Annotated in this window: 19 protein-coding genes; 17 read left to right on the top strand and 2 right to left on the bottom strand. The window is 63.6% G+C overall.

The genetic code is table 11. The features are described from left to right. Positions 1-181: 181 nt before the first annotated feature. The 14 genes from NKH04_RS01635 (at position 182) to NKH04_RS01570 (ending at position 18469) form a co-directional block, all read left to right on the top strand. On the top strand, positions 182-1288 hold the full coding sequence (locus NKH04_RS01635; protein WP_352470181.1) for an efflux RND transporter periplasmic adaptor subunit: 1107 nt from the start codon (positions 182-184) through the stop codon (positions 1286-1288). Then, positions 1285-4488, top strand: coding sequence for an efflux RND transporter permease subunit (locus NKH04_RS01630; RefSeq protein WP_353043974.1), 3204 nt, complete (start codon positions 1285-1287; stop codon positions 4486-4488). The genes NKH04_RS01635 and NKH04_RS01630 overlap by 4 nt, the downstream gene beginning before the upstream one ends. A 244-nt stretch (positions 4489-4732) precedes the next feature. Then, positions 4733-4936: a hypothetical protein gene (locus tag NKH04_RS01625; RefSeq protein ID WP_352540392.1), complete on the top strand. Its 204-nt coding sequence runs from the start codon at positions 4733-4735 to the stop codon at positions 4934-4936. After that, positions 4933-5532 carry an ANTAR domain-containing response regulator gene (locus NKH04_RS01620; protein WP_023676288.1) on the top strand — a complete coding sequence of 200 codons (600 nt, stop codon included), beginning with the start codon at positions 4933-4935 and terminating at the stop codon, positions 5530-5532. Before NKH04_RS01625 ends, NKH04_RS01620 begins: the two co-directional genes overlap by 4 nt. Positions 5533-5534: 2 nt before the next feature. After that, the gene (locus tag NKH04_RS01615; protein WP_353043973.1) at positions 5535-6773 is read left to right on the top strand and encodes a CmpA/NrtA family ABC transporter substrate-binding protein; all 1239 of its coding nucleotides are present in this window, start codon (positions 5535-5537) and stop codon (positions 6771-6773) included. Positions 6774-7132: 359 nt separating this feature from the next. Further along, positions 7133-8449 carry a CmpA/NrtA family ABC transporter substrate-binding protein gene (locus tag NKH04_RS01610; RefSeq protein WP_352919262.1) on the top strand — a complete coding sequence of 439 codons (1317 nt, stop codon included), beginning with the start codon at positions 7133-7135 and terminating at the stop codon, positions 8447-8449. Positions 8450-8523: 74 nt separating this feature from the next. Then, positions 8524-9420: a nitrate ABC transporter permease gene (ntrB, locus tag NKH04_RS01605; RefSeq protein WP_352919265.1), complete on the top strand. Its 897-nt coding sequence runs from the start codon at positions 8524-8526 to the stop codon at positions 9418-9420. 11 nt (positions 9421-9431) lie between these two features. Next, positions 9432-10229, top strand: a complete 798-nt coding sequence (locus tag NKH04_RS01600; RefSeq protein WP_352469908.1) for an ABC transporter ATP-binding protein — start codon at positions 9432-9434, stop codon at positions 10227-10229. A 391-nt stretch (positions 10230-10620) separates the two neighbouring features. After that, positions 10621-10818 carry a twin-arginine translocation signal domain-containing protein gene (locus NKH04_RS01595; RefSeq protein WP_353043972.1) on the top strand — a complete coding sequence of 66 codons (198 nt, stop codon included), beginning with the start codon at positions 10621-10623 and terminating at the stop codon, positions 10816-10818. A gap of 58 nt (positions 10819-10876) precedes the next feature. Continuing rightward, entirely contained in the window at positions 10877-12178 is a 1302-nt protein-coding gene (locus NKH04_RS01590) for an MFS transporter (protein ID WP_352448438.1), read from the top strand. A 19-nt stretch (positions 12179-12197) separates the two neighbouring features. Continuing rightward, positions 12198-14648 carry a nitrite reductase large subunit NirB gene (nirB, locus tag NKH04_RS01585; RefSeq protein ID WP_023676296.1) on the top strand — a complete coding sequence of 817 codons (2451 nt, stop codon included), beginning with the start codon at positions 12198-12200 and terminating at the stop codon, positions 14646-14648. 66 nt (positions 14649-14714) lie between these two features. Then, the gene (gene nirD / locus NKH04_RS01580; protein ID WP_023676297.1) at positions 14715-15044 is read left to right on the top strand and encodes a nitrite reductase small subunit NirD; all 330 of its coding nucleotides are present in this window, start codon (positions 14715-14717) and stop codon (positions 15042-15044) included. A 3-nt stretch (positions 15045-15047) separates the two neighbouring features. Continuing rightward, positions 15048-17879: a nitrate reductase gene (locus NKH04_RS01575; protein ID WP_352813842.1), complete on the top strand. Its 2832-nt coding sequence runs from the start codon at positions 15048-15050 to the stop codon at positions 17877-17879. A 104-nt stretch (positions 17880-17983) separates the two neighbouring features. Next, on the top strand, positions 17984-18469 hold the full coding sequence (locus NKH04_RS01570) for a hypothetical protein (RefSeq protein WP_353043971.1): 486 nt from the start codon (positions 17984-17986) through the stop codon (positions 18467-18469). 27 nt (positions 18470-18496) lie between these two features. Here NKH04_RS01570 and NKH04_RS01565 read toward each other — a convergent pair whose 3' ends face one another. Beyond that, positions 18497-19528, bottom strand: coding sequence for a hydroxyacid dehydrogenase (locus NKH04_RS01565; protein ID WP_353043970.1), 1032 nt, complete (start codon positions 19526-19528; stop codon positions 18497-18499). Positions 19529-19703: 175 nt separating this feature from the next. Here NKH04_RS01565 and NKH04_RS01560 point away from each other — a divergent pair, with 175 nt between their 5' ends. Beyond that, the gene (locus tag NKH04_RS01560) at positions 19704-21140 is read left to right on the top strand and encodes an aldehyde dehydrogenase family protein (protein WP_353044003.1); all 1437 of its coding nucleotides are present in this window, start codon (positions 19704-19706) and stop codon (positions 21138-21140) included. A gap of 37 nt (positions 21141-21177) precedes the next feature. Then, complete coding sequence (locus NKH04_RS01555; protein ID WP_352540401.1) at positions 21178-21759, top strand: DUF1349 domain-containing protein; 582 nt, start codon at positions 21178-21180, stop codon at positions 21757-21759. Positions 21760-21799: 40 nt separating this feature from the next. On the opposite strand, the gene NKH04_RS01550 is transcribed toward NKH04_RS01555, so the two are convergent. Then, a complete protein-coding gene (locus tag NKH04_RS01550) occupies positions 21800-22552 on the bottom strand; it encodes an SDR family NAD(P)-dependent oxidoreductase (RefSeq protein WP_352448445.1) in 753 nt (250 codons plus the stop codon). A 328-nt stretch (positions 22553-22880) separates the two neighbouring features. Between NKH04_RS01550 and NKH04_RS01545 the strand changes: the two genes are divergently transcribed. Then, complete coding sequence (locus NKH04_RS01545; protein ID WP_353043969.1) at positions 22881-24152, top strand: O-antigen ligase family protein; 1272 nt, start codon at positions 22881-22883, stop codon at positions 24150-24152. The last annotated feature ends 34 nt before the right edge of the window (positions 24153-24186 follow it).

The raw sequence follows: 24186 nt of genomic DNA, 5'->3' as shown, positions 1-24186 counted from the left end.
CTCTGATTTCGACGAAAAGCCTGAGCGTAGAAGCGGATCAACCGACCTCCGGGTCCAGCGAGCGAGGACGCAAATGGACACCCAAGAGAATGGGCAATTGCATCGCGACGCGGGCGGGCGACCCTGTCGATCGGCCGGCTGGCTTACCCGCGCCGCCGTGTTGGCGGCATTCCTGCTCGGCATGGCTTTCAGCAGCACTGCGTTTGCGCAGGACCAACAGTTACCCGTGGTGACGGCGGCCAAGCCGGTGGTCCGTGAAATCGTCGAAGACGACGAGTTCGTCGGGCGCTTCGAAGCCCTCGACCAGGTCGCCATCCGTTCGCGCGTCAGCGGCTATCTGGACAAGGTCAGCTTCCAGGACGGCGCACTGGTCAACAAGGGCGACCTGCTCTTCACCATCGATCAGCGTCCGTACCAGGCGGCTTATGATGCTGCCAAGTCGCAAGTGGACGTCGCCAAGAGTCTGCTCGAATTCTCCAAGATGCAGCTGGATCGCGCCGACGAACTCGCCAAGACCGGCAATATCTCAACCGCGACGGTCGACGACCGCCGGCGGGAATACCTTTCGGCGCAGGCGCAGATGCAGGGCGCGACGGCTGCGCTGACGACGGCCAGACTGAACATGGAATTCACCGAGATCAAGGCACCCTTGTCCGGCCGCATCGACCGCCGGCTGGTGTCGGTCGGCAACCTCGTGCAGCCGGATTCCACCTTGCTGACGACCATCGTTACGCGCGATCCGATCGACTTCTATTTCGACGTCGATGAGCGCCTGTATTTCAGCTACGCCCGCGACGCGAAGGAGCGCGGCGGCAGCATGCAGGAAGGCGCCGGCGGGCTCGAGGTGGTGGTTCGCGTCGCCGACCGCGCGGAGGCAGTATTCAAAGGCAAGCTCGATTTTGCCGAGAACCGGATCGACAACGCGACCGGCACCATGCGGGTGCGTGCAAGGTTTCCCAACGCCGACGGCATTCTCCAGCCAGGCATGTTCGGACGCATCAACGTGCCGGGGTCGCTGCCGCATAGCGGCGTGCTGGTGCCCGACGAGGCGATCGGCGCCGATCAGGATCGCCGCATCGTGTTCCTGGTGGATGAGGCCGGGATGGTGTCGGCGAAGCCCGTGCGCACCGGCCCGCTTCTCGACGGCTACCGGGTGATCCGCCAGGGCCTGACCGGCGATGAGACGATCATCGTCAACGGGCTGATGCACGCCAGGCCCGGCACCAAGGTCAAGGTCGAGATGGTGACGTTGCCGCCCAGGGCCGAGACCGCCGAGTTGCAGCAATGAGGTTCGCACATTTCTTCGTCGACCGTCCGATCTTCGCATCGGTCGTTTCGATCGTCCTGCTGATCCTCGGCGGGATTGCTTATACCCAGCTGCCGGTCGCGCAATATCCCGAGATCGCGCCGCCGACCATCGTCGTTCGCGCCCAGTATCCGGGCGCAGACGCCGAGACGGTCGCAGCGACGGTGGCAACGCCGATCGAGCAGGAGATCAACGGCGTCGAGGGCATGCTCTACATGTCGTCCTATTCGTCGGGCGACGGGGCGATGGCGCTGACCATCACCTTCAAGCTGGGCACCGATCTCGACCAGGCGCAGGTGCTGGTGCAGAACCGCGTGTCGGTCGCCGAGCCGCGCCTGCCCGAAGAAGTCCGCCGCCTCGGCATCACCACCACCAAGACCTCGCCCGACCTGATGATGGTCGTGCACATGCTGTCGCCCGACAATACCTACGACCAACTCTACGTCTCGAACTACGCCCGCTCGCGGGTGCGCGACATACTGCTCAGACTAGACGGCGTCGGCGACCTCATCATCTTCGGCGAACGCGAATATTCGCTGCGCATCTGGCTCGATCCGGAAAAACTGTCCGCCCTGGGGATGACCTCGGGCGATGTGGTGCAGGCGCTGCGCGACCAGAATGTCCAGGTGTCGGGCGGCTCGATCGGCGCGCCGCCGACCAGCACCGGCACGGCGTTCCAGTACACGGTCACAACGCAAGGCCGCTTCAACGACGCACGCGACTTCCGATACGTGATCGTCAAATCGACCGACGACGGCCGCCTGATCTCGCTCCAGGACGTGGCGCGCATCGAGCTCGGCGCCAAGGATTACGTCACCAACTCCTATCTCAACGGCAAACCGGCGGTGGCGCTCGCCATCTTCCAGCGGCCGGGCACCAATGCGCTCGCCGCAGCCGCGGAGATCCAGGACAAGATGAAGGAGCTTTCCCGCGACTTCCCGAAGGGGTTGAGCTACGACATCGTCTACAATCCGACCGAGTTCGTCGCCGAGTCGATCCAGGAGGTCTACAAGACGATCCTCGAGGCGATGCTGCTGGTCATCATCGTCATCATCGTCTTCCTGCAATCGTGGCGCATGGCGATCGTGCCGATCGTGGCGATTCCCGTGTCGCTGATCGGCACGCTGGCGGTACTTTACGCCGCCGGCTTCTCGCTCAACATGCTGACGCTGTTCGGCCTCGTTCTGGCGATCGGCATCGTCGTCGACGATGCGATCGTCGTGGTCGAAAACGTCGAGCGCAATATCGCCAGAGGGCTGGCGCCCAGTCCGGCGTCGCACCTGACCATGGACGAAGTCGGAACGGCCGTCATCGCGATCTCGCTGGTGCTGATAGCCGTGTTCGTGCCGACAGCCTTCATCCCCGGCATTTCTGGGCAGTTCTATCTGCAGTTTGCTATCACCATCGCGGTGTCGACGGCGATCTCGGCATTCAATTCGCTGACGCTTTCGCCGGCGCTGGCCGCACTGCTGTTCAAGCCGCATCACGCCGCGGCGGCGCCGCCGCGCTTTTTCCTGGCGCGGTTCGGACGGGCGCTCGCCGACGGCTTCAATCGTGGCTTCGACAGGGTCGCCCATTGGTATTCGAGCATTATCCGTGTGCTGGTCGGCTCGTGGATAACGATGGCCGCCATGCTGGCCGTTTTCGCGGCCCTCATCTACGCCACGGTCTACATGGTGCAGGCGGTGCCGCGCGGTTTCATTCCGTCGCTTGACCAGGGCTATGCGATCGTCGTCGTCCAGTTGCCGGACGGCGCTTCGCTGTCGAGGACCGATTCGGTCATCCAGCAGGCGTCGCAGATCATCCAGAAAACGCCAGGCGTCGATTACGCTGTCGCCTTCGCCGGCTTCTCCGGCGCGACCTTCACCAACGCCAGCAACGCGGGCGTGATCTTCGCCAGGTTCAAGCCGTTTGACGAGCGACTGAAAGCCGGCCAGTCGGCGACCCAGGTCATCGGCAATCTGTTCGGCAGCCTGCAAAGCATCAAGGAAGCCTTCATTATCGCACTGCCACCGCCGCCGATCCGCGGCGTCGGCAATGCCGGCGGCTTCAAGCTGCAGATCCAGGAGCGCAACAGCGCCGACATGCGGCAGATCCTGGCGCTTGCCTACGAAATCGCCGGCAAGGCCAACAAGACGCCGGGGCTGACGGGCGTGTTCACCACCTTCTCCGCGTCGAGCCCGCAATTCTTCCTGGCGATCGATCGCGACAAGGCGCGCATCCTGAACGTGCCGATCCCCAACATCTTCGAGACGCTGTCGATCAATTTGGGCACCGCCTACGTCAACGACTTCAACGCGTTCGGGCGCGTCTACCAGGTGCGGGCGCAGGCCGACCAGGCGTTCCGCCTCGATCGCGCCGACATCTTGAAACTGAAGGTGCGCTCGGCGACCGGCGCGCTGGTTCCGCTCGGCACGTTGATCGAGATCCGCGACGTCACCGGCCCGGCGCTGGTCCAGCGCTACAACATGTACGTCTCAGTGCCGCTGCAGGGCAACGCCGCGCCCGGCGTTTCCACGGGCGACGCGCTGGCATTGATGGAAGGGATCACGGCAAAGACGCTGCCGGCCGGTACCTCCTATGAATGGACCGAGCTCGCCTATCAGGAGCGCAACACCGGCAATGCCGCTGTCTATATCTTCGGACTGTCGGTGCTGTTCGTGTTCCTGGCGCTGGCGGCGCAATATGAAAGCTGGGTGCTGCCGTTCGCCATTGTGCTGGTGGTGCCGCTCGGCGTGCTCGCGGCGTTGCTCGGCGTGTCTTTCCGAGGGCTGGACAACAACATCCTCGTGCAGATCGGCCTCATCGTGCTGATCGGGCTTGCCGCGAAGAACGCGATCCTGATCGTCGAATTCGCGCGGCAGGCGCAGGAACGCGAGCTGTCGGCCGCCGAGGCTGCCGTCGAAGCCTGCCGGCTCAGGCTGCGGCCGATCCTGATGACCGCCTTCTCGTTCATCCTCGGCGTCGTGCCGCTGATGATCGCAACGGGACCGGGCGCAGAAATGCGCCAGTCGCTCGGCACCGCGGTATTCTCCGGCATGCTCGGCGTCACCTTCGTCGGCCTGTTCCTGACGCCGGTGTTCTACGTCACGCTCAGGTCGCTGTTTTCACGGCGCAAGCCCCGTGCCGAGGCCGAACCTTCGGGGCCGGCAGAGGCGCCATCGGAGACGGCCGCCGAGTAGGGTTACGAATTCGCCGCGCGAGCGCGGTTATCACTCCAGAAAATCGGCGCGGCGCGGCAACGGCTACGATCTGCGCAACCTCGGCGTCGAGGTGCCGCGGAGACCCTGCTCGGTCTGATCCAGCCTGACAGCCGCATCCAGTTCAGCGAGACGATGCCGGGCGGAGAGGCCAATGCGATCTTCTATCTGGTCGACCAGGCGGGGCTTGAGGGCGCAACCGCGACCTCCGGAGTCCTCGCTTGCGATGTCCGCTTCCGCCCGACGCGATCACCGTGCGCCGACAGACCTGCAGGCAACTGATCAGGCGGGTGCCGGCGCCCGCGGCGTCAAGTTCGTCGCGCCGGCCGTCGTCCAATTCCTCAGGCGGCGCCTGGACGCCGGCTTTGTTTCCGTGAATCTCGCCATGCCGCATTGCACAATCGTCTCGCCTGCGCAAAATGCGGCATGATCCGCAAATCCCTCACTGTTCTGGTGATCGATGAAAACCACATCCGCGCTTCGATAATCGAAGCGGGATTGCGGGAGGCCGGGCATCAGCAGGTCACGGTCATCCACGACGTCGCCGGCATCGCGCGGCGGATCGCCGAGATCGAACCCGACGTGATCGTCATCGATCTCGAAAATCCCAACCGCGACATGCTCGAAAACATGTTCCAGCTTTCGCGCGTGGTGAAGCGGCCGATCGCCATGTTCGTCGACCGCTCGGATCAGGCTTCGATCGAAGCTGCGGTGGAAGCGGGGGTATCGGCCTATGTCGTCGACGGCCTGCGCCAGGAGCGGGTCAAGCCGATCCTCGACATGGCGATCAGCCGCTTCAACGCCTTCTCGCGCATGGCGCGCGAACTGGAAGAAGCCCGCAGCGAGTTGGAGAGCCGCAAGGTGATCGATCGCGCCAAGGGCATCCTGATGAAATCGCGCGGCCTGTCGGAGGACGCGGCCTACACGCTGCTGCGCAAGACAGCCATGAACCAGAACCGCAAGATCGCCGAAATCGCGCAGAGCCTGGTGACGGCGGCAGGGCTTCTGGATCCCGAGGAGAGTTGAGAATGGCGGCCGAGCACCGGATCAATGCTGGCTTCATGCCGCTCTTCGACAGCGCCATCCTTGTCGCGGCGAAGGAAATCGGCTTTGCTTTGCGCGAAGGCATCGACCTCACCCTCAACCGGGAAACGTCCTGGGCCAACATCCGCGACCGCATCGCCATCGGCCACTTCGATCTGGCGCACATGCTGGGGCCGATGCCGATCGCCTGCAATCTGGGGCTGACGCCGCTCGCCTCCGATACCGTCGTGCCGTTCTCGCTCGGCCTCGGCGGCAATTGCGTGACGGTTTCGAACGCGGTCTGGGCCGGCATGGCCGCGCACGGCGCCCAACCCGATCTCGATCCGGCGCGGGCCGGCAAGGCATTGCGAGCGCTGATTCGCGAACGGGCGAATGGCGGCGGCGATCCGCTGCGCTTCGCCGTCGTCCATCCGCATTCCGGGCACAATTACGAATTGCGCTACTGGCTCGCCGCCTGTGGCATCGACCCGTCGCGTGAAATCGAGATCGTCATCGTGCCGCCCCCCTTCATGGCCGACGCGCTCGCCGCCGGCAGGATCGACGGCTACTGCGTCGGCGAACCCTGGAACAGTGCCGCGGTCGTCGCCGGCACCGGCCGCATCGCCACGGTCAAGGCGGCCATCTGGAAGACCAGCCCGGAGAAAGTCGTTGGCGTGCGCAAGGCATGGGCGGAAAGAGAGCCGGACGCGCTTTCAGCCCTGCTGCGTGCGCTTCATCACGCGGCGCGCTGGTGCCAGGATCCGGCAAACCGTGACGAACTCGCGGCCCTGATGGCGCAGCCGGCCTTCCTCGGGCTTGCGCCGGCGCTGCAGATGCCGATTCTCAGCGGGCATCTGGCGCTCGGCGGCGGCGCCGAACTCACCGTCGGCGACTTCTTTCTGCCCTTCAACAAGGCGGCGAACTTCCCGTGGAAGAGCCATGCGCTGTGGTTCTACACGCAGATGGTGCGCTGGGGGCATGTCGCGCACACGCCGGAAAACCTCGCTATTGCCCGCGACTGCTACCGCCCCGATCTCTACCGCTCGGCGTTGAAGCCGCTTGGCGTGGCGCTTCCCGGTGCCAATGCCAAGGTCGAGGGCGCGCTGAAGGCCGCGACTCCGGTCGGTTCGGCGGGGGCAAGCCTGGTGCTCGGTCCCGATGGCTTCTTCGATGGCCAGATATTCGATCCCGACGAGATCGACGCCTACATTGCCGGCCAGAAATTGGCGCGCGCTGAAGCCTGATCATTTCCCCGGCATTCTTGTGCGCTGCACAAAAAATGTGCGTGCGACTGCGCTAATGAACAATCCTTGGCTTGCTCGCCCAGCGGGCCGGCGCGCCGAAGATTGTGGCATGCCGTTGATCTCATTGATGTTTGTCATCCATTCCGAAACTGGCACGGTTCCTGCTTTGCAATAGGCAGACTCTTCTCGGGTCACGGAATAGGCGTCCAATGGCGGGCGCTACAGGCAAAGCTGCCGCTCAGGTCGACACGCGATCCCGGATGGACGGACGCGCGCGGCCTGGCCGGCGGCTTTTTTTGTTTTGGTCGAACACGCAATCGACGGCGCCGATCCCAAGCCGCGCCCAACCGGAGATGACGATGACGAAAAGCACCAATAGCCATTCCGCCCAAACGGCGATCAGCCGCCGGGATTTCCTGAGGATCAGCGCGGCCACCGCGGCAACGCTGGCGGCGGCGCGTGCGCTGCTGCCCTCCGGCGCCTATGCGGCGCCCGCCGCGCCGGAAGTCACCGGCGCCAAGCTCGGCTTCATCGCATTGACTGATGCAGCACCGTTGATGATCGCCAAGGAGAAAGGCCTGTTCGAGAAATTCGGCATGCCCGATGTCGAGGTGCTCAAGCAGGCCTCCTGGGGGGCGACGCGCGATAATCTGGTGCTCGGCGGCGAAGCCAACGGCATTGACGGCGCCCATATCCTGACGCCGATGCCTTATCTGATGCACACCGGCAAGGTGACGCAAAACAAGCAGCCACTGCCGATGGCGATCGTGGCGCGGCTCAACTACGACTGCCAGGGCATTTCCGTCGCCCAGGAATATGCCGGCACCGGCGTCGGCCTCGACGCCTCCAAGCTGAAGGACGCCTTCGCTGCGAAAAAGGCCGCAGGCAAGGAGGTGAAGGCCGCCATGACCTTCCCGGGCGGCACGCACGATCTTTGGCTGCGCTACTGGCTGGCTGCCGGCGGCATCGATCCCGACAAGGACGTCTCGACCATCGTCGTGCCGCCGCCGCAGATGGTCGCCAACATGAAGGTCGGCAACATGGACGTGTTCTGTGTCGGCGAGCCGTGGAACGAGCAACTCGTCCACCAGGGCGTCGGCTTCACCGCCGCCACCACCGGCGAACTGTGGAAGGGCCATCCGGAAAAGGCGCTCGGCCTGCGCGCCGCCTTTATCGACAAGTACCCGAACGCCACCAAGGCGATCCTGATGGCCGTCATGGAAGCCCAGCAATGGTGCGAGGCAAAAGAAAACAAGGACGAGATGGCCGCCATCATCGGCAAGCGGCAGTGGATGAACGTGCCGACTGCCGACATCATCGGCCGCCTCAAGGGCGACATCAACTACGGCAATGGCCGCGTCGCCAACGGCACCGACCTCTATATGAAGTTCTGGAAGGGCGGCGTGTCCTATCCCTTCAAGAGCCACGACAGCTGGTTCCTCGCCGAAAATATCCGCTGGGGCAAGTTCGCGCCGACCACCGACATCAAAGCACTGGTCGGCCAAGTAAACCGTGAGGATCTGTGGCGCGAGGCGGCCAAGGATCTTGGTGTCGCCGCGGCCGATATTCCGGCGTCTACGTCGCGCGGCGCCGAAACCTTCTTCGACGGCAAGATCTTCGATCCGGAGAACCCGTCGGCCTATCTCGACAGCCTGAGAATCAAGGTGTCGGCCTGAGCCTGACATAGGTGCAAGGCAGGCGGTGGCACCGCCGCCTGCCTTGCACCTGCCGCCAAGGAGTTTTTCGAGAAATGTCTATCCAAGCCATCGAGGACCGCAAGGTGAAGCCGTTCCCCGCACCGGCCAAGCCCGCCGAAATCATCGCCTTGACCGCCAGGGCGCCGCGCCGCTTCGACCCGGCCGCGATCGCCGCCAAACTGGCCAGCACGCTGGTGCCGCCGGTCATCGTCATCACCATTATGCTCGTCGTTTGGCAGGTCGCCTGTTCGTCGCCGACGGCCAGCCTGCCACCGCCGAGCCAGGTGTGGAACGAGGCCTATGACCTGATCGCCCACCCGTTCTTCGACAATGGCCCGCAGGACATCGGACTCGCCTGGCGGGTGCTGATGTCGCTGCAGCGCGTCGCCATGGGCTTCGGCCTGGCAGCAATCGTCGGCGTCGCGCTCGGCGCGCTCGTCGGCCAGTCGATCTGGGCGATGCGCGGTCTCGATCCGGTCTTCCAGATCCTGCGCACGGTGCCGCCGCTCGCGTGGCTGCCGCTGTCGCTGGCGGCGTTCCGCGATTCCAGCCCGTCGGCGATCTTCGTCATCTTCATCACCTCGATCTGGCCCATAATCATCAACACCGCGGTCGGTGTCCGCAACATCCCCGAGGACTACCGCAACGTCGCCCGTATCCTCCGGCTCAACCAGTTCGAGTTCTTTGTGAAGATCATGGTGCCGGCGGCCGCGCCCTATATCTTCACCGGCTTGCGGATCGGCATCGGCCTGTCCTGGCTCGCCATCGTCGCCGCCGAAATGCTGACCGGCGGCGTCGGCATCGGCTTCTTCATCTGGGACGCGTGGAACTCGTCGCGCCTGCCCGACATCATTGTCGCGCTCGCCTATATCGGCGTCACCGGCTTTTGCCTCGACCGCCTGGTCGCGGCGGTCGGCGTCTTCGTCACCCGCGGCACAACAGCAAAGTGAGGAGAGGGACGATGACGGCCTATCTGAAACTCGACCACATCGACAAATCCTTCGCCCGCGGCAGCCAGGTCAGCGACGTGCTGAAGGACATCCGGCTGACCATCGACAAGGGCGAATTCGTCTCGATCATCGGCCATTCCGGCTGCGGCAAGTCGACCTTGCTCAACCTGATCGCCGGCCTGACCAAGGTCTCGGCCGGCGCCGTCCTGCTCGAAGACAAGGAGGTCGACAGCCCCGGCCCGGAACGCGCCGTGGTGTTCCAGAACCACAGCCTGCTGCCATGGCTCACCGTCTACGAAAACATCAGCCTCGCGGTATCCAAGGTCTTCGGCGGCAAAAAGAGCCGGGCCGAGCGGCATGAATGGATCATGCGCAATCTCGATCTCGTGCAGATGGCGCATGCCAAGGACAAACGTCCGGCCGAGATTTCGGGCGGCATGAAGCAGCGCGTCGGCATCGCCCGGGCGCTGGCCATGGAGCCGAAGATCCTGCTGCTCGACGAGCCCTTCGGCGCGCTCGACGCGCTGACCCGCGCGCATCTTCAGGACGCGGTGATGGATATCCATTCGAGGCTCGGCTCGACGACGATCATGATAACTCACGATGTCGACGAGGCGGTGCTGCTGTCCGACCGCATCGTGATGATGACCAACGGGCCGGCGGCCACCATCGGCGAGGTTCTTCCCGTGCCGCTGGCCCGGCCGCGTCGGCGCATTGAGCTTTCCTCCGACCGCACCTTCCTGCGCTGCCGCGAGGCGGTGCTGAAATTCCTCTACGAACGCCACCGCTTCGTCGAAGCGGCGGAGTAAGGCCATAATTGGAAACTCGTCATCATCATTGGCAAATCTGCATCGGCAATGGGCAATCTACCGCATTGCACAAATATTATGCTGCTGTGCAAGGCATTTTGACTAATCTTTGATCCGCTGCCGAGCTTGGTCAAAAGTCGCGCGGCTGCGGTTCATGTTGATTTCATTCTATAATTAAGAGCGCTATCGAATTGGCACGCTTCCTGCTTTCCAAAATGTAGGGTCCGCAAGGGCCAAGTGACACGGCGTCCAATGGCGGGCGCCACAGGCAAAGCTGCCGCTCAGGTCCACACGCGCTCCCGAAATCCCGGACGCGAAGACCTGGCCGGCGGCTTTTTTGTTTTGACGCAATCGACGCGCTGGTCCCAAGCGGCGCCAACCGGAGACGACGATGACGAAACGGATCGGAACTGGCGCGTCCCTCGCGGACTTCACGCGCCGCGATTTTCTGGCCGCCAGCGCGCTGACGGCGGCGCTGTTCACCGCCGCGCTCCTCGTCTTTCCCGCCGGCGCCAAGACTGACTGCAAGGGTCTCGAAGTGACCGCGCAAAGGTCGGTTTCAACCAGTTCGCCGATGCTGCGCCGCTGACAGTCGCGAACGAACAGACAAGGGCGGTGCCTCCCACGCCGCAAACCGGAGCCAGAAAATGACCGCAAATCTCCCAGCCGCGCCCAGCCAGGACAGCGCTCCCCGGCAGGCGCTTGCCATGTCCACCATCGCCTTCACCGTCTGCTTCGCGGTGTGGACGATCTTTTCAATCATCGGCGTGCGCATAAAGCAAGAGCTGGGGCTGAACGAGACGGAGTTCGGCCTGCTCGTCGGCACGCCGATCCTCACCGGCTCGCTCGTGCGTATGGTGCTCGGTGTCTGGACCGACCGTTTTGGCGGACGGCTGGTATACACCGCGACCATGCTTGCGGCGGCGGTCGCGACCTTTCTGCTCGCTTTTGCGCACACCTACGGGCAGATGCTGGTCGCCGCATTAGGCGTTGGGCTCGCCGGCGGTTCCTTCGCCGTCGGTGTCGCCTATGTCTCGCGCTTCTTCCCGGCCGGCAAGCAGGGTACGGCGCTTGGCATTTTCGGTGTCGGCAATGTCGGCGCCGCGGTCACCAAGTTCCTGGCACCGTTCGTGCTTCTTTCCTGGGGCTGGCAGTCGGTCGCGCTGATCTGGGCGGCAGCACTAGTCGTCATGGCCGCCGTCTTCTGGTTCACGACTGGCGACGATCCGGTCATCCGCGAGCGCCGCGCCGGCAAGGCAGCGCCCAAGAGAAGCTTCTTGCAGGAATTCGCGCCGCTCAAGAACCTGCAGGTCTGGCGCTTCGCCTTCTATTATTTCTTCGCCTTCGGTGCATTCGTGGCGCTCTCGCTGTGGCTGCCCCGCTACCTGATCGGCGTCTACGGCTTCGGGCTTGCGACCGCCGGCATGATTGGCGCGGCCTATTCAATTCCGGCAAGTATTTTCCGCGCCTATGGCGGCGTGCTTTCCGACCGGATCGGCGCCCGCACCGTGCTCTACTGCACCTTCGCTGTCAGTGCCGTCGCGACTCTCGTTCTGTCTCTCCCCTCGGCAGACTACGTCGTGCGCGGTATCAGCGGGCCGATCGCCTTCCATTTCGAGATCGGCCCGCTTGCCTTCATAGCCGTTGCCTGTGTGCTCGGCTTCTTCATGAGCCTTGGCAAGGCCGCCGTCTACAAGCACATCCCGGCTTACTATCCGCAGAGTGTCGGCGCGGTCGGCGGCGTTGTCGGCATGATTGGCGGGCTCGGCGGCTTTATCCTGCCAATCGCCTTCGGCGTGCTCAACGACCTCACCGGCGTCTGGTCGAGCTGCTTCATGCTGCTCTTCGTCATTGTCGCCACCTGCTTTGCCTGGATGCATTTTTCCATCCGGCGGATGGAGCGCACGGCGTCTGACGAAGCTTCAGGCCTTTCCTACGCGGCTGAGTGAGAGCGGAGTGGATCAGGACATGACCGAGAAACTCGTCATCATCGGCAACGGCATGGCCCCCGGGCGCATGCTGGAGCATCTCCTGGAAAAGGCGCCTGGGCGCTACCAGGTCACCATCTTCAACGCCGAGCCGCGCGTGAACTACGACCGCATCATGCTGTCGCCGGTTCTGTCGGGCGAAAAGGCCTATGAGGAGATCATCATCCATGGCGACGGCTGGTACATCAAGCACGGCATCACCCTCTACAAGGGCCACAAGATCGTCGCCATCGACCGGCAGGCAAAGACCGTCACCTCCGATCATGGCGTGACCGAGCCCTACGACAAGCTCGTCATCGCCACCGGCTCGGTGCCGTTTATCATTCCGGTGCCAGGCCATGACCTGCCGGGCGTGCTCACCTATCGCGATCTCGACGACGTCCGGGCGATGATGCTTGCCGCCCAGTCGCGGGCCAAGGCTGTCGTCATCGGCGGCGGCCTGCTCGGTCTGGAAGCGGCTGCGGGTCTGAACGCGCAGGGCATGGACGTCACCGTGCTGCACGTCATGCCGACGCTGATGGAGCGTCAGCTCGATCCGGCCGCCGGATATCTCCTGCAGCGCGCCGTCGAGCAGCGCGGCATCAAGGTCATCACCAAAGCCAACACCCAGGCGATCACCGGCAACGGCAAGGTCGAGCGGGTGGAGCTTGCCGACGGCACAGTCATTCCCGCAACGCTCGTCGTCATGGCGGTGGGCATCAGGCCGAATGCGGCGCTGGCGAAGGAAGCCGGCATTGCGGTCAATCGCGGCATCGTCGTCGACGCCGGCATGCGCAGCAACGATCCCGATATCTACGCAATCGGCGAATGCGCCGAGGTCAACGGCCAGGTCTACGGGCTGGTCGCGCCGCTCTACGAGATGGCGCGCGTCGCCGCCAGCCATCTGGCCGGCAATGAGGCGGCGGCTTTCGTCCACATGGACACGCCGACTAAGCTCAAGGTCACCGGCATCGAGCTGTTCTCTCTCGGCGACTTCGCCGAGGGCGATGACCGTCAGGAGATCGTGCTGCGCGATGCCGCGGCCGGCGTCTACAAGCGCCTCGTACTCAAGGACGACCGCATCATCGGCACTGTGCTCTATGGCGAGACGGCGGACGGCGCCTGGTTCAACGACCTCAAGAAGAAGCAGACCGACATATCCGAGATGCGCGATACGCTCATCTTCGGCCAGTCCTACCAGGGAGGCGCCCCCCTGGACCCTATGGCGGCCGTTGCAGCCTTGCCGGATGATGCGGAAATCTGCGGTTGCAACGGCGTATGCAAGGGAAAGATCACCGGCGCGATCACGGCCAGGGGCTTGACCTCGCTCGACGATGTGCGCGCCCACACCAAGGCGTCGGCCTCCTGCGGCTCCTGCACCGGGCTGGTCGAAAAGCTGATGGTGCTGACCATCGGCGACAAATACAACCCCGCGGCGGTCCAGCCGATGTGCAGCTGCACCGCGCTTGGCCATGACGAGGTCCGCCGGCTGATCAAGGCCAAGGGCCTGAAGACCATTCCCGCCGTCATGCAGGAACTGGAGTGGAAGACCTCCTGCGGCTGCGCCAAATGCCGGCCGGCGCTCAACTATTATCTCGTCTGCGACTGGCCCGACGAATACGCCGACGATTACCAGTCGCGCTTCATCAACGAGCGCGTCCACGCCAACATCCAAAAGGACGGCACCTATTCGGTAGTGCCGCGCATGTGGGGCGGCGTCACCAACGCCGCCGAATTGCGCGCCATCGCCGACGTCGTCGACAAGTTCGAGATCCCGATGGTCAAGGTCACCGGCGGCCAGCGCATTGACATGCTCGGCATCCGCAAGGAAGACCTGCCGGCGGTATGGGCCGATCTCGGTCAGGCCGGCTTCGTCTCGGGCCACGCCTATGCCAAAGGACTGCGCACGGTGAAGACCTGTGTCGGCTCGGACTGGTGCCGCTTCGGCACGCAGGATTCGACCGGCTTGGGCATCCGTATCGAAAAATTCATGTGGGGCTCGTGGACCCCGGCCAAGGTCAAGATGGCGGTGTCGGGCTGTCCGCGAAACTGTGCCGAGGCGACCTGCAAGGATGTCGGCGTGATCTGCGTCGATAGCGGCTACGAGATCCATTTCGCCGGCGCCGCCGGTCTCGACATCAAGGGCACCGAAGTGCTCGGCCTGGTCAAGACCGAGGACGAGGCGCTGGAGCATATCGTGGCGTTGACGCAGATGTATCGCGAGCAGGGTCGCTATCTTGAGCGTATCTACAAATGGGCCAAGCGCGTCGGCATAGCTGAGATCAAGCGTCAGATCATGGACGATGGCGAGAAGCGCAAAGCCTATTTCGACCGCTTCGTCTTTTCGCAGAAATTCGCCCAGGTCGACCCATGGTCGGAACGTGCTTCCGGCAAGGACAAGCATGAATTCCGGCCGATGGCTTCGGTCGGCTTTGCCCAGGCGGCGGAGTAGGCGCGTGTTCCCGAAAAGTGGAATGCGGTTTTCGGACAAGAACACGCGCAAAAGAGGAATGGCCACATGAATTGGGTATCGATCGGCACGCTCTCGGACATTCCGCGTCGCGGCGCGCGCTGCGTCGCCACGCCGGAAGGAAAGATCGCCGTCTTTCGCACGGCCGACGATCAGGTCTTTGCCATCGACGACCATTGCCCGCACAAAGGTGGGCCGCTCAGCCAGGGCATCGTCCATGGCACGGCGGTGACCTGTCCCTTGCACAATTGGGTGATCTCGCTGGAGACAGGCAAGGCGCTCGGCGCGGACGAGGGCGCGGTGCGCACCATTGCGGTGCGGATCGACGGCGAGCGGCTGTTCATTGCGCTGGAAGCGCTGGCCAGCCGCGCGGCGTGAACCATGCAGATTGATGAAGCGCGCGAGGTGAGGACCACCTGCCCCTATTGCGGGGTGGGTTGCGGCGTGCTGGCGAAGGTCGCCGCGGACGGTGAAATAACCGTTCGCGGCGACCCGGACCACCCGGCGAATTTCGGCCGGCTCTGCTCCAAAGGCTCGGCGCTGGCTGAGACCATCGATCTCGACGGCAGGTTGCTATACCCGGAGATCCACGGTCGCCGCACCGACTGGGACGAAGCGCTCGACCTTGTCGCTTCGACCTTCTCGCAAACCATTGCCGAACACGGCCCTGGTTCGGTCGCCTTTTATGTTTCCGGCCAGTTGCTGACCGAGGACTATTACGTCGCCAACAAGCTGATGAAAGGCTTTATCGGCTCGGCCAATATCGACACCAATTCGCGCCTGTGCATGGCCTCGTCGGTCGCCGGCCACCGCCGCGCCTTTGGCTCGGACACCGTTCCGGGAAATTACGAGGATCTGGAACTTGCCGACCTGATCGTGCTGGTCGGCTCCAATCTCGCCTGGTGCCATCCTGTACTCTACCAGCGCATTGCCGCCGCCCGGGAAAAGCGGCCCGAGATGAAGGTGGTGCTGATCGATCCTCGCCGCACCATGACCTCAGACATCGCCGACATGCATCTGGCGATCGCGCCCGATGGTGACGTCGCTTTGTTCACCGGCCTGCTCGCCTATCTCGGCCAGCACAACGCGCTGGACCGCACCTATATCACGGCGCACACGACCGGCTTCGGGCAAGCGCTTTTCGCCGCCTCGGCGCTCGATCTTGCCGGCATCGCGGCTGCCACGGGTCTCAGTGAGGACGAACTGGCCCGCTTCTACAGCCTGTTCGCCGCGACGGCGAAGACGGTGACCGTCTACAGCCAAGGCGTGAACCAGTCGTCTTCGGGCACCGACAAGGTCAACGCCATCATCAACTGCCATCTGGCCACCGGCCGCATAGGCCAGCCCGGCGCCGGGCCGTTCTCGGTGACCGGCCAGCCCAACGCCATGGGCGGCCGTGAGGTCGGCGGCATGGCCAACATGCTGGCCGCCCACATGGAGATCGAAAACCCCGAGCACCGCGAACGCGTGCAGCGCTTCTGGAATGCCCCAACCGCCGCCGAAAAACCCGGCCTGAAAGCGGTCGAGATGTTCCAAGCGGTGGCCGACGGACGCATCAAGGCGCTGTGGATCATGGCCACCAACCCCGTCGATTCGATGCCGGACGCCGATGCCGTCGAGGCGGCGATCAAGGCCTGCCCGTTTGTCGTGGTGTCGGACGTGCTGGCCAAGACCGACACGGTCCGCCACGCCCATGTCCGGCTGCCGGCCACCGCATGGGGCGAAAAGGATGGCACCGTCACCAATTCGGAGCGCCGCATCTCGCGCCAGCGAGCCTTTTTGGCCACGCCTGGTGAGGCAAGGCCAGATTGGTGGATCATCGCTGAAGTCGCCAAGCGGATGGGCTTCGGCGAGGCTTTTTCGCATGTGTCGCCGGCCGACATCTTCGCCGAGCATGCCGCGTTGTCGACATTCGAGAATGACGGGGCACGCGATTTCGACATCGGCGCCTACGCCGGGATCGATGCAGGGACGTATGAGGAGTTGGCGCCATTCCAATGGCCAGCGCCGAGCCAGGGAACCCCCCTCTGGCCTGGCGGCCATCTCCCTCTCAAGGGGGGAGATTGGATGTCGCCACCGGTTTCGCCAATCGTTGCCATTGCTGAAAAGGCGGTGCCGGCAAAACTGTCAATCTCCCCCCTTGAGGGGGAGGTGGCCGGCAGGCCAGAGGGGCGCGCGCGGCGCCAGCTGGAGGACAAAAGCACCCGCTTCTTCGCCAACGGCAATTTCTACACACCCGACGGCAAGGCACGCTTCATTGCCATCCGCCCAGCCGCACAAACCCGCACCAGCCCGGACTTCCCGCTGGTGCTCAACACCGGGCGCGTGCGCGACCATTGGCACACCATGACGCGGACCGGCAAGAGCCCGCGCTTGTCGCAGCACATGGCCGAACCGTTCGTCGAAATCCACCCGTCGGATGCGCAGCACTTCGGCATCGGCGATGCCGAGATCGTCCGCGTCTCGACTGCCCATGGCGAGGTGCTGGTCCGCGCCCTGGTGACGGTGCGCCAACGCCAAGGCTCTGTATTCGTTCCGATGCACTGGACCGATCAGTTCTCCGGCCGCGCGCGCGTCGATGCACTGGTCGCGCCGACGACCGATGCGATTTCAGGCCAACCGGCCTCGAAGAATGTTGCCGCCCGCATCGAGCGGTTCGCCGCCACAGCCTTCGGCTTCGCCGTGCTTGCCGAACGGCCCGCATCGATCGACGCCGATTACTGGAGCCTCGCCCGCGGCCCCGCCGGCTGGCGGCTTGAAATTGCGCTGCAGGACAGCCGCGACTGGACCGGGTTTGCCGCCGCGCTATTGGGCATGGAAGGCGAGACGCTCGCCTATCACGACATCGCCGGCGGGCACCATCGCTTCGCCCGTTTCGCAGGCAATAGGCTGGTCGGCGCGCTCTATCTTGCGCCAACCCCGGTGGCGGTGTCGCGCGGCTGGGCAGTCGAACAACTTGGCGCTGACCATGCCAATCGGCAGGCGCGGCTGGCGATTGTCGCCGGGCGGCCGGGCGGCAACAGCGTCGACCGCGGTGCCATCGTCTGCGCCTGTTTCGGGGTTGGTGCCAACCAGATCGCGGAAGCGGTACGCGGCGGCTGTACCAGCGTCGCGGCAATCGGCGCCGTCCTTCACGCCGGCACCAATTGCGGCTCTTGCCGCGCCGAGATCAAGACCATTATCGACGGGCGGCGTCTGCAAGCTGCGGAGTGAATGCGCCGAGAAACTCTGCCGTGCCGCTGCATGATGCTTACTAGCAATTTACAAACCATGGGCTACCAACGTTCTGACTTCGATTCGCTCGGAACGGGAGCCTCATGAGCAAAGCCCTGACCTCATTCGCGCTTGCCGCCGCGCTGGCGGCCTTGCTGATGGCGCTCTGCCTGATCGTGGCCAGGCATGGCTATCCCTATGGCGCGATCGGTGCCAAGCGCTTGAGCGACATCGCCGATGCGGGGACGTTCATTCCGCTCGCGGCGATCTATTTTTTCAGCGCACTGCTGATGATGGTTCTGCCGATCAGGCTCGCTGGCATCGTCCTGACACATGCCGCCGATGCGATCTTCTGGACGGTCATCTTGTTGTTTGCGGTCATCGTTGGATGTCTCGCCGCGAGATTTGCTTTCGGTCAGCGCGATGTGCTCCCGGCACTGCTGAACTGGCGGTTCCTGTTTGTCGCAGCCGTCGTCGGATGCCATCTCTTCATCAACGAGCTGCGCCGGAACATCCTGTTGCGAAGCCTGTTCTTCGTCGTCTTCGCCGCAGCGACACTGGCCTGCCTGTTTTGGTCCTTCACCATCTGAGCATGTGCGACCCGTCGGGCAGACGGCCTAATTCTTGTCGACCGGCTTCGAACGCATTCGCGAAACGGTCTCACGCTCGGCCCGCTTCGAACGCATCGGCGGCAGGCCGCGGTCGACCAGGTCCATGTCTTCCAGCACCATGTCGCCCATCCGCTTGAAAGCGATGTCGAGCGCACCGGCCCGGTGGGCGGAGCGCAGGAACCCCGGCAATGTGCGGACCGGGTGATCCTGGCCAAGCGGCTCCTCAGGAAAAACATCGCTGGCGGCGACGATATGGCCGCTGCGGACGATGTCCATCAGCGCCGGGAAATCGACCACGCCGGCTCGGCTGAGCAGGATGAAAGCGGCTCCCTTGCGCATCCTGGCAAACGCCTCGGCGCCGAGGAAGCCCTGGTTTTCGCTAGTCACGGAAGCGACGACGAAGACGAAATCGCTGTTCGACAGAACGTCGTCGAGAGAGGCGGGCTCGACGCCGTTTTCGATCAGGATCGACGGCGGCAGCCACGGGTCGAAGACTTTTGTCCGCGTGCGAAAGCCTGACAGCAGCCGGTTGAGCGCACGGCCAAGATCGCCGAAGCCGATAATGCCGACATCCGCGCCGGAAAGAAGCCGTGCCGTCCGGTTGCCGTCGCCGCCCCACAGCTCCTTGCCCTGACGAAAGGCGAGATCGGCGTCGACGATGCCGCGGGCGAGGTTGAGCGCCATGGCAAGGCCGAGCTCGGCCACCGGTTCGGCAAACACCAGCCCGGTGGTGACGACATGGATGCCGCGCGAAAACAGCGTCTCGTAGGGCATGTTGTTGATGAGGTTGCTCTCGACATTGAAGATGCAGCGCAGCGCCTTCATTCTTTCCAGCGTCTCCGGCGCGATAGGTGGCTGGCCGACGATGTAGCGCGCCTCGGCAAGGATATCGGCCGGCAGCGCCGCCACCGCTTCGGGCGATATTTCGATGATGCGGTATTTCGATCGAAATTTCGCCAGCGCAGCCGGCGTGAAGATCAGGTCGAGCGTGCGCGGTTCGGGTGCGCTGATCACCAGTGGCAAGGCGCTGTCGGACATGATGATTTCCTCCCGTGCGATCCGCGTCGCACCACACTAGAATCGTCTTCCCCGCCCCGACACCTATCACATGCCTGTCGAGGAGGAGAAGTTTGCCTGGCTTCGGCCTTGCGGTGCAGCGGTCGGTGGTCCAGATAGACGGCGATCGAAGGACGACAAGGAAGACAGCGACATGATCCCGTTTCGAAAGAACCTCATCGATGGAGAGTGGGTAGGCGATGCCGGCTCCCGTAACATCAACCCGTCCAATCTCGACGACGTGGTCGGCGAATATGCATCGGGAGGCGCCGAGCACGCCCGGCAGGCCATCGCGGCGGCGAAGGCGGCATTTCCCGCGTGGTCCCGATCGGGCCTGCTGGCCCGCCATGCGGTGCTGAGGAAGGCGTCGGACGAGATCACCGCGCGGAAAGATGAAATCGGCCGGGCGTTGGCGCGCGAGGAAGGCAAGACGCTGGTCGAGGGCATCGGCGAGACTGTCCGCGCCGCCCAGATATTCGACTTCTTCGCCGGCGAGACGCTGCGCCTGTCGGGCGAGCTGGTGCCGAGCGTGCGGCCCGGCGTCGGCGTCGAGATCACCCGTGAAGCGGTCGGCGTCGTCGGCATCATCACGCCGTGGAATTTTCCGATCGCCATTCCGGCTTGGAAAATCGCTCCGGCGCTGGCCTACGGCAACACCATCGTCTTCAAGCCGGCGGAACTCGTTCCGGAGAGCGCCTGGGCTATTGTCGACATCCTACACCGCGCCGGGCTGCCCAAGGGTGTGCTCAACCTGGTGATGGGCAAAGGTTCGGTGGTCGGCCAGGCCATGCTCGACAGTCCTGACCTCAACGCGATCACCTTCACCGGATCGGTCGGCACCGGCAAGCGCGTCGCCGCCGCCAGCGTCGAGCACATGCGCAAGTTCCAGCTCGAAATGGGCGGCAAGAACCCGCTTGTCGTGCTCGACGATGCCGACCTTGCCGTCGCTGTCGACTGCGCCATCAACGGTGCCTACTTCTCGACCGGCCAGCGCTGCACGGCGTCGTCACGGCTGGTGGTGACGGACGGCATTCACGACCGCTTCGTCGAGGCGCTCAAGGACCGCATGGCCAAGTTGGTCGTCGGCGACGCTCTCGATGCCAAGACCCAGATCGGGCCGGTTGTCGACCAGAGCCAGTTGAAACAGGACGAGGACTATATCGCCATCGGACGTCAGGAAGGTGCCGATCTCGCCTTCGGCGGCGAGCGGCTCGATCGTGAAACCCGCGGCTTCTATTTGCAGCCGGCGCTGTTCACCGAAACCACCAACGCCATGCGCATCTCGCGCGAGGAGATTTTCGGACCGGTCGCCAACGTCATCCGCGTCAAGGATTATGACGAGGCGCTGGCGGTGGCCAACGACACGCCGTTCGGCCTGACCTCCGGCATCTGCACCTCGAGCCTCAAGCATGCCACGCACTTCAAGCGCAATTCGGAAGCCGGCATGGTCATGGTCAATCTGCCGACGGCGGGCGTCGACTTCCACGTGCCTTTCGGCGGGCGCAAGGGATCGAGCTACGGCCCGCGCGAGCAGGGCCGCTATGCCGCAGAGTTCTACACCACGGTGAAGACCGCTTACACGTTTTCCGGCTAAGAAAAGGCGGCAGACCAGCCAGGCAGCGAGCAAGTCGATGGCATCTGAGAATACGGACCTGACCTGGCTCAATCCGCCGCCGCACCACGCCTTCGGCAACAATACGGTGCATGTACGGACCGGCGAGGAGACCGACTTCTGGCGCGAGACGTTCTACGGCTTCTGGCGCGACAATGGCCATTTCCTCTATCGTGAGGTCGAGGGCGATTTCAGCGCCGAAGTCACGGTCAAGGGGCACTATGAGGTGCTTTACGATCAGGCCGGGCTTATGGTCCGCCTGAGCGAGACGCACTGGATCAAGGCCGGCATCGAATACACTGACGGGCTGATGTATTTTTCCGTCGTCGTCACCAACGATGCCTCCGACTGGTCGCTGGCCAGCATACCGGCCGATCCGGACGGGGTCAGGATCCGCCTGACCCGCCATGCCGAGACGGTCCGCGTCCAGTATCGCGACGCATTCGACAAGCACTGGAAACCGGTGCGGCTTGCCTATTTCCCCCCGTCGAAAACGGTCGATGTCGGCATGATGTGCTGTTCGCCGCAGCGCGAGGGCTTCGAGGTGACATTCAGCGATTTTTCGATCGGCCCGCCGATCTCGCGAGAACTTCACGACTAAGGCGCCGCGATCCGGTCGCGCGGTTTGCGTCCGGCCTGCCTCAGTAGGTCGCCCGGCCGCCGGAGACGTCGAAGACGGCCGCCGTTGTGAACGAGCATTCCTCGGACGCGATCCAGCAAATCAGCGCCGCCACCTCCTCGACCTCGCCGAACCGCGCCATTGGTATTTTGGACAGCATAAAGTCGATGTGTTGCTGGCTCATCTGCTGGAAGATCGCGGTGCGCACGGCCGCCGGCGTGACGCAGTTCACCGTTACTTTGGTCTTGGCCAGTTCCTTGCCGAGCGATTTGGTCATGCCGATCACCGCCGCCTTGGAGGTGCTGTAGGCCGAGGCGTTCGGGTTACCTTCCTTGCCGGCAATCGAGGCGATGTTGATGATCCTGCCGTAATTGCGTTCGAGCATATGCGGGACCAGCGCCTTGTTGCAGAAGAAGACGCCGTTGATGTTGATGTCGGTGACCCGGCGCCAATCCTCCACCGAATACTCCCAGGTCGTCATGTTCGGCCCGGTGATGGCAGCACTGGTGACAAGGACATCGACCGCGCCAAGCGCTTCGATCGTCTCTCCGGCGGCGGCTTCGACCGCTATGGGGTCGGCGACGTCTAAGGTGACGCTGTGCAGGCCTGGAACAATGGCCTTGGCCTGCTCGATCTGGGCGGCATCGCGATCCCAGACCGAAACACGCCCGCCTTCGCCAGTGATCCTTTGCGCGACGGCCAGGCCGATGCCTGAGGCGCCGCCGGTGATAACAGCAGATCGTCCGGCAAATCGTCCCGCGAAACTCATCGGCATGTGGTCTTCCTCCCAATTGGCGGCGAATGTGAAGTCAACGGCGGACAAGTTCAAGCGCGGACTTGCAACCTCAGAACAGCTTATGATGGGCCAGCACCGGTCAATTGTACGGCACTGCCTTCTGGCCAAATCGTCTCGCCCGGTATGGAGAGAACGGCTGGAACGACGCGCCCGGTTGGCATCCGGGTGACAGGCGGCGCCGGATGGGTTATATTGCACTGCACAATGCGAGCGCCTGCCGGCGAGGCTCCCATCGATCCGACGAATCGGCCCACGAGCGGCCCATGAAATCGGCATTGAGCTGCAAGGACGGAAAACCGCTATCGAGATGAAGATTCCAAAATCTCTGTTGATCGATCCGGACAAGAACACGGTCTATGGCAGCTTTGCCGTTGCCGTCTCGATCTGGGCGTTTTCCTACTCGACCATTTTCGGCCAGGCCATGATCCTGGCCTACTATGCAGTCTGGCTACCGCTCATCCTGGTCGACTACCGCAAGATATTAAGGCACGGCTCCAGCGCCTGGCTTCCGCTGGCCTTTGCAACCTATGTCTGCTTCTCGGTGTTCTGGTCGGCGGCTCCCGGCACCACGGCAAGAACGGCCGTCCAATATTGCTCCCATATCGCCTGCGCCTACATTGCCGCGCGCACCGTCAGCGTCCGGACCTTGACCATAGGCGCCCTGATCGGGATTTTCGTCGTCCTGCTCTACTCGCTCAAGGTCGCGAGCTATTCCTACGATGTTCTCGATGGGACGTATAATTTCGTCGGCGCGTTCAGCTCCAAGAACCAGATCGGCTTTGTCGCATCGCTTGGCATCTATTTCTGCGTTGTCTACCTGGCCTTTCTCAGGCGCGGCCGGATAAGCTGTTTGTTGATCGTACCGATTGTCCTTCTATCGGCCTATCTGCTGGTGGTGTCGCATTCCGCCACTTCGATGGCATCTACCCCCGCGGTTCTCGCTCTGGTCGCCCTGCTTTCCATCGGCAAGCTGCTTTCGCTCCGCCATCGCCGGGTAATTTTCATAATCGGTGCGGGCGGGCTGGTCTCCTGCACCGTGATTGCGCTGAATCTCGGGCTGATGGACTTTGTCCTTGGCCTTTTCGGCAAGGATTCGACGCTCACCGGACGAACCTACCTCTGGCAACAGGGCTGGAATGCCGCGCAGCAATCGCCCATCCTCGGCGTCGGCTACGCGGCTTATTGGGTGCAGGGCTTCTCCGAGGCCGAGCGGCTGTGGAACGAATTCTATATCGCCGCGCGAAGCGGCTTCCACTTCCACAACACCTACATCGAGACCTTGGTGGAACTCGGCTTCGTCGGCGCGACACTGCTTTCGCTGATCATCCTGCGCACGCTCTGGGGTCACGTCTCGGCGCTGATATTCAGGACATGGCAAGCCGACTCCGTGATTCTTGCCGGCGTCATGGTGCTTCTGTTCATCCGATCCTTCGTCGAGGTCGAGACCCTCAATCCCTACATCATGGGATCGTTCCTGCTGTACTACAGCTACTTCAAGCTGGTGAGGGTGCCGGCCGTCGCTCCTTCCCGGTGGAGCGCCGTGAACCATCTTGAGGAACCGGACGCCGTGCGAGGCTAGAGCGGGCGGATCCAGGCGGTTCGTTGCCCGAAGG

The organism is Mesorhizobium sp. M1365, from assembly GCF_040317865.1.
Classification (GTDB): Bacteria; Pseudomonadota; Alphaproteobacteria; order Rhizobiales; family Rhizobiaceae; genus Mesorhizobium.
The sequence above is the reverse complement of the archived record's forward strand: the minus strand, read 5'-3'. Positions and strand labels throughout refer to the sequence as shown.

Coding starts and splice junctions, on each gene's coding strand:
- NKH04_RS01625 (WP_352540392.1), top strand. CDS start 4,733: ATGTCCGCTTCCGCCCGACGCGATCACCGTGCGCCGACAGACCTGCAG.
- NKH04_RS01615 (WP_353043973.1), top strand. CDS start 5,535: ATGGCGGCCGAGCACCGGATCAATGCTGGCTTCATGCCGCTCTTCGAC.
- NKH04_RS01595 (WP_353043972.1), top strand. CDS start 10,621: ATGACGAAACGGATCGGAACTGGCGCGTCCCTCGCGGACTTCACGCGC.
- NKH04_RS01570 (WP_353043971.1), top strand. CDS start 17,984: ATGAGCAAAGCCCTGACCTCATTCGCGCTTGCCGCCGCGCTGGCGGCC.
- NKH04_RS01555 (WP_352540401.1), top strand. CDS start 21,178: ATGGCATCTGAGAATACGGACCTGACCTGGCTCAATCCGCCGCCGCAC.
- NKH04_RS01620 (WP_023676288.1), top strand. CDS start 4,933: ATGATCCGCAAATCCCTCACTGTTCTGGTGATCGATGAAAACCACATC.
- ntrB (WP_352919265.1), top strand. CDS start 8,524: ATGTCTATCCAAGCCATCGAGGACCGCAAGGTGAAGCCGTTCCCCGCA.
- nirD (WP_023676297.1), top strand. CDS start 14,715: ATGAATTGGGTATCGATCGGCACGCTCTCGGACATTCCGCGTCGCGGC.
- NKH04_RS01630 (WP_353043974.1), top strand. CDS start 1,285: ATGAGGTTCGCACATTTCTTCGTCGACCGTCCGATCTTCGCATCGGTC.
- NKH04_RS01590 (WP_352448438.1), top strand. CDS start 10,877: ATGACCGCAAATCTCCCAGCCGCGCCCAGCCAGGACAGCGCTCCCCGG.
- NKH04_RS01545 (WP_353043969.1), top strand. CDS start 22,881: ATGAAGATTCCAAAATCTCTGTTGATCGATCCGGACAAGAACACGGTC.
- NKH04_RS01610 (WP_352919262.1), top strand. CDS start 7,133: ATGACGAAAAGCACCAATAGCCATTCCGCCCAAACGGCGATCAGCCGC.
- NKH04_RS01565 (WP_353043970.1), bottom strand. CDS start 19,528: ATGTCCGACAGCGCCTTGCCACTGGTGATCAGCGCACCCGAACCGCGC.
- nirB (WP_023676296.1), top strand. CDS start 12,198: ATGACCGAGAAACTCGTCATCATCGGCAACGGCATGGCCCCCGGGCGC.
- NKH04_RS01635 (WP_352470181.1), top strand. CDS start 182: ATGGCTTTCAGCAGCACTGCGTTTGCGCAGGACCAACAGTTACCCGTG.
- NKH04_RS01575 (WP_352813842.1), top strand. CDS start 15,048: ATGCAGATTGATGAAGCGCGCGAGGTGAGGACCACCTGCCCCTATTGC.
- NKH04_RS01600 (WP_352469908.1), top strand. CDS start 9,432: ATGACGGCCTATCTGAAACTCGACCACATCGACAAATCCTTCGCCCGC.
- NKH04_RS01550 (WP_352448445.1), bottom strand. CDS start 22,552: ATGCCGATGAGTTTCGCGGGACGATTTGCCGGACGATCTGCTGTTATC.